Annotated in this window: 14 protein-coding genes; all 14 read left to right on the top strand. The window is 33.2% G+C overall.

What is annotated here, in order from left to right:
- Positions 1-60: 60 nt before the first annotated feature.
- Positions 61-1422, top strand: coding sequence for a signal recognition particle protein (gene ffh / locus AC8IGH_RS03925; protein ID WP_507419413.1), 1362 nt, complete (start codon positions 61-63; stop codon positions 1420-1422).
- Between the two features lie 12 nt (positions 1423-1434).
- A complete protein-coding gene (gene rpsP / locus AC8IGH_RS03920) occupies positions 1435-1881 on the top strand; it encodes a 30S ribosomal protein S16 (protein WP_507419412.1) in 447 nt (148 codons plus the stop codon).
- Between the two features lie 5 nt (positions 1882-1886).
- A complete protein-coding gene (gene trmD / locus AC8IGH_RS03915; protein ID WP_507419411.1) occupies positions 1887-2573 on the top strand; it encodes a tRNA (guanosine(37)-N1)-methyltransferase TrmD in 687 nt (228 codons plus the stop codon).
- 10 nt (positions 2574-2583) lie between these two features.
- On the top strand, positions 2584-3102 hold the full coding sequence (gene rplS, locus AC8IGH_RS03910; RefSeq protein ID WP_507419410.1) for a 50S ribosomal protein L19: 519 nt from the start codon (positions 2584-2586) through the stop codon (positions 3100-3102).
- Positions 3103-3118: 16 nt separating this feature from the next.
- A complete protein-coding gene (gene leuC / locus AC8IGH_RS03905; protein ID WP_507419409.1) occupies positions 3119-4519 on the top strand; it encodes a 3-isopropylmalate dehydratase large subunit in 1401 nt (466 codons plus the stop codon).
- Positions 4519-5121, top strand: a complete 603-nt coding sequence (gene leuD, locus AC8IGH_RS03900; RefSeq protein WP_507419408.1) for a 3-isopropylmalate dehydratase small subunit — start codon at positions 4519-4521, stop codon at positions 5119-5121. The genes leuC and leuD overlap by 1 nt, the downstream gene beginning before the upstream one ends.
- Complete coding sequence (gene leuB, locus AC8IGH_RS03895) at positions 5121-6215, top strand: 3-isopropylmalate dehydrogenase (RefSeq protein WP_507419407.1); 1095 nt, start codon at positions 5121-5123, stop codon at positions 6213-6215. Before leuD ends, leuB begins: the two co-directional genes overlap by 1 nt.
- The gene (locus tag AC8IGH_RS03890) at positions 6216-7229 is read left to right on the top strand and encodes an aspartate-semialdehyde dehydrogenase (RefSeq protein WP_507419406.1); all 1014 of its coding nucleotides are present in this window, start codon (positions 6216-6218) and stop codon (positions 7227-7229) included.
- An 8-nt stretch (positions 7230-7237) separates the two neighbouring features.
- The gene (sdhC, locus tag AC8IGH_RS03885; protein ID WP_507419405.1) at positions 7238-7609 is read left to right on the top strand and encodes a succinate dehydrogenase, cytochrome b556 subunit; all 372 of its coding nucleotides are present in this window, start codon (positions 7238-7240) and stop codon (positions 7607-7609) included.
- Entirely contained in the window at positions 7609-7941 is a 333-nt protein-coding gene (gene sdhD, locus AC8IGH_RS03880; RefSeq protein WP_507419404.1) for a succinate dehydrogenase, hydrophobic membrane anchor protein, read from the top strand. The genes sdhC and sdhD overlap by 1 nt, the downstream gene beginning before the upstream one ends.
- On the top strand, positions 7938-9719 hold the full coding sequence (gene sdhA, locus AC8IGH_RS03875) for a succinate dehydrogenase flavoprotein subunit (RefSeq protein WP_507419403.1): 1782 nt from the start codon (positions 7938-7940) through the stop codon (positions 9717-9719). The genes sdhD and sdhA overlap by 4 nt, the downstream gene beginning before the upstream one ends.
- Entirely contained in the window at positions 9719-10510 is a 792-nt protein-coding gene (locus AC8IGH_RS03870; protein WP_507419402.1) for a succinate dehydrogenase iron-sulfur subunit, read from the top strand. Before sdhA ends, AC8IGH_RS03870 begins: the two co-directional genes overlap by 1 nt.
- A gap of 60 nt (positions 10511-10570) precedes the next feature.
- Positions 10571-12067 carry a CoA-acylating methylmalonate-semialdehyde dehydrogenase gene (locus AC8IGH_RS03865; RefSeq protein WP_507419401.1) on the top strand — a complete coding sequence of 499 codons (1497 nt, stop codon included), beginning with the start codon at positions 10571-10573 and terminating at the stop codon, positions 12065-12067.
- A 1-nt stretch (position 12068) separates the two neighbouring features.
- Positions 12069-13024, top strand: a 956-nt coding sequence (gene mdh / locus AC8IGH_RS03860) for a malate dehydrogenase (protein WP_507419414.1), incomplete at its 3' end; no start/stop codon positions are given.

Genomic DNA, 13024 nt, shown 5'->3' with positions numbered 1-13024 from the left:
GGAGATCAACACTAGTCAGCGATATTCGCCCACTAGTGCGATTGCTGCTGGAGAAAAAAAATGTTTGAAAATTTAACGAGTAAAATTGAGTCTGCTTTTTCTTTTTTTAATAAAAGCACTCAATTAGATGAAAAACAAGTTGATGAAGGATTGCGCAAAATCCGTCAGGCTTTACTTGAATCCGATGTTGCACTTTCTGTTGCAAAAGAGTTTATTGCAAACGTTAAACCAAAAGCAATCGGTCAAGAAGTTTTAAAATCTATTACTCCAGGACAATTATTAGTTAAAATTGTATATGATGAGCTTGTAAAAATTTTAGGCAGTGAAAAATCGGAAATTAATCTTAATACAGTCCCTCCAGCTAAAATATTAGTTGTTGGTTTACAGGGTTCGGGAAAAACAACAACTTCTGCAAAAATTGCAAAATTTATTGAAAAGAATTTTGGTAAAAAAGTAATGTTATCAAGCTTAGACGTTTATCGTCCAGCCGCCCAAAAACAATTAGAGTTATTAGGCAGTCAAAATAATATTCAAACAATTCCAATTATAGAAGGGCAACTACCAATAGAGATTACTCAAAGAACTTTAGCAGCTGCCTCTTTATCAGGCTCAGATGTTATTATCTTTGATACTGCTGGACGAACTCAAATTGATAGCGTGATGATGAGTGAGTTAAATAATCTTAAAAAGATTATTAATCCTATCGAAACAATTTTGGTTGCTGATTCTTTAACAGGACAAGACGCAGTAAATATAGCTGGTGAATTTAAAAAAACAGTCGATTTAACAGGAATAATCTTAACAAGAATAGATGGCGATGGAAAAGGCGGAGCTGCGCTTAGCATGAAGTCAGTGGCTAATTGCCCAATTAAATTTTTAGGAGTGGGTGAAAAAATTGATGATTTTGAGATTTTTCATCCTGAAAGAATTGCAAATAGGATTTTAGGAATGGGAGATGTGGTCTCTCTTGTTGAAAAAGTATCAGAAAATTTAAAAAAAGAGGAAGTTGAAGAATTAGAAGAGAATTTTAAAAAAGGACAATTTACTTTTAATGATTATTTAAAACAGCTTAGACAAATGAAAAAGATTGGTGGCATGGGTAAAGTTTTGGGAATGATTCCTGGTATTTCAAAAATTAAAAAACAAATAGATGAGTCTAATATTGACGAAGGTCTTCTTGGAAAACAAGAAGCAGTTATCCTATCCATGACTCCTAAAGAAAGAGATAATCCAAAGATTATTGATGGATCTAGAAAAAAAAGAATAGCGAATGGTTCAGGAACTGACATCGCTTTAGTAAATAAGCTTCTAAAACAACATAAAATGATGACAGGTATGATGAAAAGAATGTCTCAAGGTGGCGGAAGAAATTTTGGAGGATTAGATGGAATACCTCCGGAGTTATTTAACAATCTAAAATAGAAAGGAAAATAAATGTTAAAAATAAGACTATCAAGAGGGGGAACTAAAAAAAGACCCTTTTATCAAATCGTAGTTGCAGATTCTAGAAATCCAAGGGATGGAAAATTTATTGAAAAACTTGGATACTTCAATCCGTTACTACCAAAAAGCAAACCAGAAAGATTAAGTTTAGAGTCGGAAAGAATAACTCATTGGCTTAAAATGGGAGCTCAACCAACTTTAAGAGTTGCTAAATTTTTAGGTGCAGCAAATCTCGCTCCAGTTCCTGAAAAACGAAATAATCCAATTAAAGCTTTGCCTAAAAAGAAAGCGCAAGAACGATTAAAAGCCGCGCAAGCTCCAAAAGAAGCACCAGCAGCTCCAACAGCAGAGGCAGCTCCAGCAGCCGAACCAGCTCCTGTGGAAGCTCCAAAGGCTGAAGAAAAAGCATCAGAGGTGGAGGCACCAAAAGCAAATTAACTATTATGTGGTCTGCAAAAATATTCACTTTATACCCAGAATTTTTTCCAGGGATTTTAGATATTGGGCTCTATAAAAGAGCTAGAGAAAATAAAATCTGGTCTCTCGATATTGTTAATATTAGAGATTATGCCTTAGACAAGCATGGAAGCGTGGATGATACTCCTTTTGGGGGAGGAAGTGGAATGGTTATGCGTGCAGATGTAATAGATAATTGTTTAGATAAAAATATTAAAAACTCTAAAAATGAACTTATTTATTTAAGCCCTAGAGGTGAATTATTAACGCAAAAGATTGCAAAACAATTATCGCAAAAAAATGGGGTAGATCTTATTTGTGGGCACTTTGAGGGGATTGATCAAAGAGTTTTGGAAGAGAGAAAGATTAGAGAAATAAGTATTGGTGATTTTATTTTATCGGGTGGTGAGACAGCGGCGTTTGTTTTTTTAGATTCCATACTTAGATTGTTACCAGGGGTTCTTGGCAATTCTTCTTCTTTAAACGAAGAGAGTTTTGAGAATAATTTATTAGAATATCCTCAATATACAAAACCCCAAGAGTGGAAAGGAAGAACTGTTCCAGAAGTACTTTTATCTGGGAATCACGCTAAAATTAAGGACTGGCGCTTAGCACAATCCGAGGATATAACACGTCGCCAGAGACAAGACTTATGGGAAAAATATCATAAATAATTAAATTTTAATGCAAAATTCAACAATGAGAATAGACGAATTAGATAAGCTTCATATTAAAAAGATTGGTGAAAAAAAGTTTCCAGAATTTTCTCCAGGAGATACTTTGAAAGTAAACGTTCGAATTATCGAAGGAAAAAGACAAAGAATTCAGGCTTACGAAGGAGTTTGTATTGCTAAAAAAAACAAAGGAATTAATTCTACTTTTACAGTAAGAAAAATTTCTTTCGGTGAAGGTGTTGAAAGATTATTTCCAGTTCACAGTCCAAACGTTGAGTCTGTAGAGGTAATAAGAAGCGGAAAAGTAAGAAGAGCAAAACTTTACTACTTAAGAGAAAGAACTGGTAAATCAGCAAGAATTACAGAAAAAATTAGAAAAAAAATTGGCGTAGATATTATTCAACCTTTACCTAAAAAAGAGGCAATTCAAAACGTTGAAGCGCAAGGAGATGTAGCTGTTGAACAAGCTACTAAAAGTACGGAAAAAACTTTAGCGCCAAAGACAGAAGCTCAGAATAAAAAGAAGTAATACTAGTTTTTATTTAATGGCAAAGACACTTTACGACAAAATATGGGAGAGTCATTTAGTTGATGAACAAAATGATGGAACATCACTTTTGTATATTGATCGACATTTAGTTCATGAAGTAACGAGCCCACAAGCCTTTGAGGGATTACGTTTATCTAACAGAAAAGTAAAATTACCAGGATCAACATTGGCAGTTGTTGATCATAATGTTCCAACAACTGACAGATCAAAAGGAATAGCTGACAAAGAGTCTGCAATCCAAGTTGAAACTCTATCTAAGAATTGCAAAGATTTTGGTATAGAATTTTTTGGTTTGACAGACAAAAGACAAGGCATTGTTCATGTGATTGGTCCTGAACAGGGATTTACTCAACCTGGAATGACGATTGTTTGTGGAGATAGCCATACCTCAACTCACGGCGCATTTGGTGCTTTAGCTTTTGGAATTGGAACTTCAGAAGTAGAACATGTTCTTGCAACGCAAACTTTAATTCAAAGTAGAGCAAAAAATTTTAAGATTAGTGTAGATGGAAAATTACCATTAGGGGTTACTGCTAAAGATGTAATCTTGTCAATTATTGGGAATATTGGAACCGCAGGTGGAACAGGTTACGTTATTGAATACTGTGGAGAAGTTTTTAGAAACTTTTCGATGGAAGAAAGAATGACTGTTTGCAACATGAGCATCGAGGCAGGTGCTCGTGCAGGACTTGTTGCACCCGATCAAAAAACTTTTGATTATATTAAAGGAAGACCTTTAGCTCCAAAGGGTGAGAATTGGGAAAAAGCAGTTAAATATTGGAGCACTTTATCTACTGATAAGGATGCAAAATTTGACAGAGAGCTTTATTTGCAAGGAAAAGATATTGAACCAACGGTTACTTGGGGAACAAGTCCTCAAGATACAGCCTCTATTAATGGAAAAGTCCCGGATCCAAATTTAGAAAAGAATGAGGATAGAAAAAAATCTATATTAAGATCATTAGATTATATGGGCTTAGAGCCAAATACTGCTATTCAGGATATTAAAATTGATAAGGTTTTTATAGGTTCTTGTACTAATGGAAGAATTGAAGATTTAAGAGAAGTTGCAAAGATAGTTAAAGGAAAAAAAGTAAATAAGAGCGTTGATGCAATCGTAGTTCCAGGTTCTGGACTTGTAAAATTACAAGCAGAAAAAGAAGGTTTAGATAAAATATTTAAAGAGTCAGGATTTGATTGGAGAGAACCTGGATGTTCCATGTGCCTTGGAATGAATCCGGATCAATTAAAACCAAAAGAAAGGTGTGCCTCTACTTCAAATAGAAATTTTGAAGGAAGACAAGGACGAGGAGGAAGGACACATCTTGTGAGTCCAGTGATGGCAGCTGCTGCAGCAATCGAGGGTAAATTTGTAGATATTAGAAAGATTATTTAATGGAAAAATTTACAAAACTTAAAAGCATTGCAGCGGATCTTCAGATTTCAAATATTGATACTGATATGATTATTCCAAAACAATTCTTAAAAACAATTAAAAGAACAGGCTTAGGTTCTGCCTTATTTTACGAAATGCGTTATGATGAAAAAGGTAATGTTATTAAAAAATTTATATTAAATAATTCTCCTTACGATAAAGCAAAAATCTTAATTTCAGGAAAAAATTTTGGTTGTGGGTCATCAAGAGAGCATGCGCCTTGGGCATTATTAGATTTTGGTATTAGATGCATTATTGCAGAAAGTTTTGCTGATATTTTTTATAATAATTGTTTTAAGAATGGAATCTTACCAATCATTCTTCCTGAAAACCAAGTTAAGGAATTATCTGAAGTAGCAAAGAATAATAAAGAAATAGAAATAGATTTGGTCGATCAAAAAATTCATAAAGGAGATAACAGACCTTTTGATTTTAAAATCGATTCATTTAGAAAAGAGTGTTTATTAAATGGTTATGATGACATTGCTTTAACTTTGAAAAAAGATTCCAAAATTAATAGTTTTGAGCAAAAGAAAAGAAATTTAACTCCTTGGTTATATTAATGAAAAAAAGACTTCTTATTCTTGCTGGAGACGGAATTGGACCTGAGGTAATGAATGAGGTTAAAAAAATTATTATTTGGTTTAATAAAAATAAATCAGCTGACTTTGAAATTACTGAAGAATTAGCCGGAGGAATTTCTTTTGATAAACATGGCACACCCATTACTGATAAAGTAATGGAAATTGCGATGGCAAGCGATGCAGTTTTATTAGGAGCGGTGGGAGGACCTAAGTGGGATAAATTAGAATTCTCAAAAAAACCTGAAAGAGCCTTATTAAGACTTAGAAAAGATTTAGAATTATTTGCAAATTTAAGACCGGCAATTTGTTTTAAAGAACTTGCTAACGCATCAACTTTAAAGCCAGAAGTTGTTTCTGATTTAGATATTATGATTGTGCGAGAATTGACAGGTGGTATTTATTTTGGAACTCCAAGAGGCGTTGAAAAATTATCTAATGGTGAAAAAAAAGGAATAAATACACACACTTACACAACAAGTGAAATTCAAAGAGTTGCTAGAGTTGCTTTTGAACTTGCAAGGAAAAGAAACAATAAAGTTACTTCATGTGAAAAATCTAATGTTATGGAAGCAGGTTTGTTATGGAGAGAAGTCGTAGATGAAATCCATAAAAAAGAATTTAAAGATGTAGAACTCAGTCACATGCTAGCAGATAATTGTGCAATGCAATTAGTTAGAAATCCTAAACAATTTGATGTGATTGTAACTGATAATTTATTTGGTGATATGCTTTCAGATGAAGCCGGAATGTTAACAGGCTCGCTTGGAATGTTACCTTCAGCATCCCTAAGCGGAAAAAATAAAGAAGGAAAATTTAAATCAATGTATGAACCTTGTCATGGTTCTGCTCCTGATATAGCTGGCAAAAATATTGCCAATCCACTTGCTTCAATATTGAGTTTTTCTATGGCACTACGTTATTCCTTTGATATGGATAAAGATGCTGACATGCTTGATAAGGCTGTAAAAGATGTTTTGAAAGAGGGATATCGAACAGCAGATATTATGGAGTCAGACAAAAATAAAGTTTCAACTTCTCAAATGGGAGATTTGGTTATTTCCAAATTAAAATAGATGAAAATAAATATAGCAATTGTAGGAAGCACAGGTAACGTTGGACGAAAAACAGTAGAGGCTCTTGAGAGAAGAAAATTTCCAGTTAATAATTTATATTTATTATCATCAAAGCGAAGCGCAGGTAGTTTTATAAAATTTAAAAATAAAAAAATCAGAGTTGAAAATTTAGATAATTTTGATTTTAAAAAAGCACATATTACTTTTTTTTGCGCAGGATCAGCTCTTGCAAAAACTTTAGCTCCAAAAATTGCAAAATATTCAACAGTTATAGAACACTCCAAACATTTCAGAATGTTAAAAGATATTCCATTGGTAATTCCAGAGGTTAATGAATATGCACTTAAGAATTATAAAAAAAAAAATATTATTTCGAATCCAAATTGTTCCACAACTCAACTTGTGTTGGCCCTTAAACCTTTGCATGATAAATTTAAGGTAACTCGAGTTGTTACTTCTACTTACCAATCTGTATCTGGAGCAGGAAAAGCAGCAATGGATGAGCTTATTTCTCAAACGAAAGATTATTTAGCTAATAAAAAGATTAAACCAGAAAAATTTTCCAAACAAATAGCATTTAACGTTATTCCTCATATTGATGTTTTTATGAAAGATGGTTCCACAAAAGAAGAATGGAAAATGGAAAATGAAACCAAAAAAATATTAGATAAAAATATTAAAGTAACTGCAACTTGTGTTAGGGTACCAGTACTTATCTCGCACTCTGAAACCGTGAATATTGAATTAAAAAAAAGATTTAACATAAAACAAATTAGATCAATTTTATCTAAAGCCCCTGGTTGTAAAGTTATTGATGAGCAAAAGAATGGGGGGTATGCAACACCAGCTGAATGTGCAGGTAGTTTTTTAACTTATATTTCTAGAATTAGAAAAGATCCTACCAAAAATGCAGTTAATTTATGGGTGGTCTCAGATAATTTATTAAAAGGTGCGGCCTTTAATGGAGTGCAAATAGCGGAGGTTTTGGTTAAAAAGTATATAAAAAATAAATAAAATTTTTTATGGAAAAAAATTCTGGACCTTTATCCCCTCATATCCAGATTTATAAGTGGCAGTTTTCTTCTTTACTCTCAATCACGCATAGAATGACCGGAGTAATTAACGTTGCTGGTTTTTTTTTAATCGTTTTATGGATTTTATTTTTAGCTCTAGGGCCAGAGTATTATAATTTTTATCAAAAATTTTTAAGAAGTTTTGTAGGTAAATTTATTCTTGTAGGTTTTACCTGGTCATTTGTTTATCACATGTTCAACGGAATTAGACATCTTGCTTGGGATTTTGGTTATGGTTACGAAATTAAGACTGCAAATCTTTCTGGAATAATTGTTTTATTCTTATCTATTTTAACAACATTTTTTATCTGGATTATTTAATGAAAAATCATGCCTTAAATAAATGGTTAATACAAAGAGTCAGCGCAATTGTTTTGATACCTTTATTGTTATTTTTTTTACATTCCTTAGTTGATTTAGTTAATACAGATTACACGGGTGCATTAGATTTTTTTGATAATTATCTATCAATAATTATCTTTACTTTATTTTTAATATTTGGAGCGTTGCATTTAAAATTAGGTTTAGGGGAAATTATTGAGGATTATATTCAAGATGGAGGTTTAAAAGTAATTTTAAATAAAATTATAATGTTAACCTCGGCTATACTTCCCATCGTTGGCATTGTATCATTAATTATAATTATTTTATGAGCACTTATCCAATTATAGACCATGAATATGATGTTATTGTTGTAGGAGCTGGCGGTTCAGGATTAAGAGCAGCAGTTGGCTTGGCTGAGGCTGGACTTAAAACGGCTTGTATTTCGAAAGTATTTCCAACAAGAAGTCATACAGCTGCCGCGCAAGGGGGAATATCTGCTGCATTAGGAAATATGTCAGAGGATGATTGGCGTTGGCATATGTATGACACGGTAAAAGGCGCTGATTGGTTGGGTGATCAAGATGCTATTGAATATTTATGTAAAGAAGCTCCAAGAGCAGTTATTGAGCTAGAAAAATATGGAGTTCCGTTTAGCAGAACTGAAGAGGGAAAAATCTATCAACGACCATTTGGTGGAATGACTGCTAATTATGGAAATGGTATTGCTCAAAGAACCTGTGCTGCGGCCGATAGAACTGGACATGCAATTCTTCATACACTTTATGGTCAAGCACTTAAAAAAAATACAGAATTTTTTATAGAATATTTTGCATTGGATTTATTAATGCACAATGGAAAGTGTCACGGCGTCACTGCTTGGAATCTACAAGATGGCACCATTCATCGATTTAGAGCTAATATGACAATCTTAGCGACAGGAGGTTATGGCAGAGCATATTTTTCTGCAACTTCTGCACACACATGCACAGGAGATGGTAATGCGATGGTTTTAAGAGCAGGCTTACCATTGCAAGATATGGAATTTATTCAATTTCACCCAACAGGAATTTACGGTGCAGGATGTTTAATTACAGAAGGTTCTAGAGGAGAAGGCGGATTTTTAGTTAACTCTGAAGGCGAGAGATTTATGGAAAGATATGCTCCTTCAGCAAAAGATCTTGCATCAAGAGATGTTGTTTCAAGATCTATGACAATTGAAATTAATGAAGGCAGAGGAGTTGGTAAAAATAAAGATCATATTTATCTTCATTTAAATCATTTAGATCCAAAAGTTTTACATGAAAGACTTCCTGGAATTTCTGAGTCTGCAAAAATTTTTGCTGGAGTAGATGTAACAAAACAACCAATACCAGTTGTTCCAACTGTTCATTACAATATGGGGGGAATTCCTACTAATTATTTTGGTGAAGTAGTATCTAAGACAGAGAATGGTAAAGATGTAATTGTACCTGGTTTAATGGCAGTTGGAGAAGCAGCATGCGTCTCCGTTCATGGCGCAAATAGATTAGGATCTAATTCACTAATTGACCTTGTTGTATTTGGTAGAGCTGCGGCCATGAGAGCTGCAACAATTGTTAAACCAAATTCTAAACATGAAGTAATTCCTGAAAGTGAAACTCAAAAATCAATTTCAAGATTTGATAAACTAAGAAATTCGAATGGTGGAACGCCTACTTCTGTACTAAGGGACAAAATGCAAAGAACAATGCAAAAAAATTGTGCAGTATTTAGAGATGCTAAAATTTTAAAAGAAGGAATGGAAGAAATTAAAAAACCATGGCAAGGAATGGATGATATTTTAGTTTCAGACAAGTCTTTAATCTTCAATACAGATTTAATTGAAACTTTAGAATTTGATAATTTAATAAGACAATCGCTTGTTACAATGACTTCTGCTGAAAATAGAAAAGAAAGTAGAGGGGCGCATTCTAGAGAAGATTTTAAAGAAAGAGATGATGAGAATTGGATGAAACATACTCTAGCTTGGCAAGATGGAGAAAAAGTTAAAATTGATTACAGAAACGTGCATAATTTTACTTTAACGAATGAAGTACAATATTTTCCACCGAAAGCGAGAGTATATTAATGGTTCAGTTTGCTTTACCTAAAGATTCAAAAATCATTGAAGGTAAATATTTTAAAGACAAGACTAATGGAAAAAATTTAAAAAAAGTTAAAGTTTATCGTTGGGATCCTGAAAAAAAAGAAAATCCAAGAGTTGATACATACGAAGTCAATATGGATGAGTGCGGACCAATGGTTCTTGATGTTCTTATTAAAATTAAAAATGAGATTGATACTACATTAACTTTTAGAAGATCTTGCAGGGAAGGAGTTTGTGGATCTTGTGCAATGAATATAGATGGTGTGAATGGTCTTGCTTGTACTAAATCAGCTATAGACATCAAAGATGAGATAAAAGTTTATCCACTGCCGCATATGCCTGTAATTAAAGATTTAGTGGCAAATTTAAATCAACTTTATAAACAATATCAATCTATCGAGCCATGGCTGCAAGTTGATAAAAATAGTAATGGGAGTGACAAAGAAATATATCAATCAAAACAAGATAGAGAAAAACTAGATGGTTTATATGAATGTATTCTTTGTGCATGCTGTTCGACTTCATGTCCTAGTTACTGGTGGAATGGTGAAAAATATTTAGGACCAGCAGTTTTATTGCAGGCTTATAGATGGATTATTGATAGCAGAGACGAAGAGAGAGTAAAAAGATTAAAAAAAGTTGCCGATGAACTTAAACTTTTTAGATGTCATACAATTATGAACTGTACCAACACTTGTCCTAAAGGACTGAATCCTGCAAAAGCAATTGGTTCAATAAAAAAAATGCTAGTTCAGCATAGCAAAGATCTATAATTCTTTTTATTTCATTATTTGACAGCTTAATTTTATCCTTATATTTTCTTATTAATTTAAATGAGAACTATTGAGCATTTTGTTAACGGAAAATCTTTTTCTGGATCTTCAAAAAAAACTTCAGATGTTTTTAATCCAGCAACAGGAGAAATTTCTGCAAAAGTAAATCTGGCTACAAAAAAAGACGTTGACGATGCTGTTGCAGTTGCAAGTAGAGCATTTCTAACTTGGTCTCAAGTTCCACCATTACAAAGAGCAAGAATTTTATTTAAGTTTAAAGAACTTATAGAAAAAAATTCAGATGAACTTACAAAGATAATTGTATCAGAACATGGTAAAGTTTATGATGATGCCAAAGGATCTTTAACAAGAGGATTAGAGGTAGTAGAATTTGCATGTGGGATACCGCATCTATTAAAAGGTGAGTTTACAGAAAATGTTGGAACTAATGTTGATAGTTGGTCAATAAGACAACCACTAGGAGTTTGCGCCGGAATTACTCCTTTCAATTTTCCAGCAATGGTTCCAATGTGGATGTTTCCGCTTGCGATAGCATGTGGAAATACGTTTATTCTAAAACCTTCTGAAAAAGATCCAAGTTGTTCTTTAAGATTAGCAGAATTATTAAAAGAAGCAGGTTTGCCTGACGGAGTTTTTAATGTTGTAAATGGTGACAAAGAATCTGTTGATGCTTTGCTTTCAAATCCAAATGTTAGTGCAATTAGTTTTGTAGGCTCAACTCCTATAGCTAAATATATTTATGAAAATGCTGCGAAATTTGAAAAAAGAGTTCAAGCATTAGGTGGAGCTAAAAATCACTGCGTTGTAATGCCGGATGCTGATTTAGACCAGGCTGTTGCAGGGTTGATGGGGGCAGCATATGGTTCAGCTGGCGAAAGATGTATGGCTCAATCGGTGGCTGTTGCTGTTGGAAATATAGGAGATGAATTAGTTAACAAACTTACAAAAGAAGTTAATAATTTAAGAGTTGGACCAGGTCTTGATAAGGGAATGGACATGGGCCCATTAGTTACCGCGCAACATCTAGAAAAAGTTACAAGCTATGTAGATTTAGGAGTTAAAGAAGGCGCTAAATTAGTTGTGGATGGAAGAAAGATAAAAAAACCTCAAGGATATGAAAAAGGCTTTTATTTGGGGGGTTGTTTATTTGATCATGTAAAAGAAAACATGAAGATTTATAAAGAAGAAATATTTGGGCCCGTTCTTTCGGTTGTAAGAGCAAAAAACTTTAATGAAGCAGTAGATTTAATTAATAAACATGAGTTTGGTAATGGAGTAAGTATTTTTACAAGAGACGGTAATAATGCAAGAACGTTTTCAAGCCATATTAAGGTAGGAATGGTAGGAGTAAATATTCCAATACCTGTGCCTATGGCCTTTCATAGTTTTGGTGGCTGGAAAAGATCTTTATTTGGTGACCAACATGTTCACGGTATGGAAGGAGTTAGATTTTATACTAAATTAAAAACCATTACATCAAGATGGCCTTCTGATATAAAAGCCACTTCAAATTTTACAATGCCAACAATGAATTAATATTATGAGAAAAAAAATATCACTTATAGGATCAGGGCAGATCGGAGGAACACTTGCTCATTTAGTTTCTTTAAAAGAATTAGGAGATGTAGTTATTTTTGATATTGCCGCAGGTTTGCCAGAAGGAAAATCTTTAGACATTGCTCAATCAGGAGCTGTTGAAAGATTTAATGCCAATCTTAAAGGCACAACTAGTTATGCAGATATTGCAAATTCAGATGTTATAATCGTTACAGCAGGAGTTCCTAGAAAAGAAGGAATGAGCAGAGATGATCTTTTGGGAATTAATTCAAAGGTAATGAAACAAGTTGGAGAAGGAATTAAGAAATATTCTCCAAATGCATTTGTGATTTGTATCACTAATCCTTTAGATGTCATGGTTTTGGCATTACAAAAATATTCAGGTCTACCTGCTCAAAAAGTAGTTGGTATGGCAGGTGTTTTAGACTCTTCTCGTTTTAGATTATTTTTATCTGAAGAATTCAAAGTTTCTATAGAAGATGTAACAGCTTTTGTTTTAGGGGGACATGGAGATACAATGGTTCCGCTCGCTAGATATTCCACAGTTGCAGGAATACCAATTCCAGATTTGATAGATATGAAATGGTCTACTAAAGAAAGAATGGATAAAATTATTCAAAGAACTCGAGACGGAGGAGCAGAGATCGTAAAATTATTAAAAACAGGATCTGCTTATTATGCTCCAGCAAGTTCAGCTATTGAAATGGCAGAAGCATTTCTTAAAGATAAAAAGAAAATTTTACCGTGTGCTGTTTATTTAGATGGTGAATATGGAGTTGATGATCTTTATGTAGGTGTACCTGTTGTAATTGGTGCAAAAGGAGTTGAAAAGGTTATTGAGATTAAATTTAATCCTGAAGAAAAAGATATGTTTCTAAAATCTGTTGATTCAGTTAAAAAATTAACTCAAGATCTTTTCAAACTCGATCCTGAAGT

This window comes from Candidatus Allofontibacter sp. (assembly GCF_038145245.1).
Taxonomy (GTDB): Bacteria; Pseudomonadota; Alphaproteobacteria; order Pelagibacterales; family Pelagibacteraceae; genus Fontibacterium.
The sequence above is the reverse complement of the archived record's forward strand: the minus strand, read 5'-3'. Positions and strand labels throughout refer to the sequence as shown.

Excerpts from the sequence above, each read along its gene's own strand:
- ffh (WP_507419413.1), top strand. The coding sequence starts at position 61 with ATGTTTGAAAATTTAACGAGTAAAATTGAGTCTGCTTTTTCTTTTTTT.
- rpsP (WP_507419412.1), top strand. The coding sequence starts at position 1,435 with ATGTTAAAAATAAGACTATCAAGAGGGGGAACTAAAAAAAGACCCTTT.
- trmD (WP_507419411.1), top strand. The coding sequence starts at position 1,887 with ATGTGGTCTGCAAAAATATTCACTTTATACCCAGAATTTTTTCCAGGG.
- rplS (WP_507419410.1), top strand. The coding sequence starts at position 2,584 with ATGCAAAATTCAACAATGAGAATAGACGAATTAGATAAGCTTCATATT.
- leuC (WP_507419409.1), top strand. The coding sequence starts at position 3,119 with ATGGCAAAGACACTTTACGACAAAATATGGGAGAGTCATTTAGTTGAT.
- leuD (WP_507419408.1), top strand. The coding sequence starts at position 4,519 with ATGGAAAAATTTACAAAACTTAAAAGCATTGCAGCGGATCTTCAGATT.
- leuB (WP_507419407.1), top strand. The coding sequence starts at position 5,121 with ATGAAAAAAAGACTTCTTATTCTTGCTGGAGACGGAATTGGACCTGAG.
- AC8IGH_RS03890 (WP_507419406.1), top strand. The coding sequence starts at position 6,216 with ATGAAAATAAATATAGCAATTGTAGGAAGCACAGGTAACGTTGGACGA.
- sdhC (WP_507419405.1), top strand. The coding sequence starts at position 7,238 with ATGGAAAAAAATTCTGGACCTTTATCCCCTCATATCCAGATTTATAAG.
- sdhD (WP_507419404.1), top strand. The coding sequence starts at position 7,609 with ATGAAAAATCATGCCTTAAATAAATGGTTAATACAAAGAGTCAGCGCA.
- sdhA (WP_507419403.1), top strand. The coding sequence starts at position 7,938 with ATGAGCACTTATCCAATTATAGACCATGAATATGATGTTATTGTTGTA.
- AC8IGH_RS03870 (WP_507419402.1), top strand. The coding sequence starts at position 9,719 with ATGGTTCAGTTTGCTTTACCTAAAGATTCAAAAATCATTGAAGGTAAA.
- AC8IGH_RS03865 (WP_507419401.1), top strand. The coding sequence starts at position 10,571 with ATGAGAACTATTGAGCATTTTGTTAACGGAAAATCTTTTTCTGGATCT.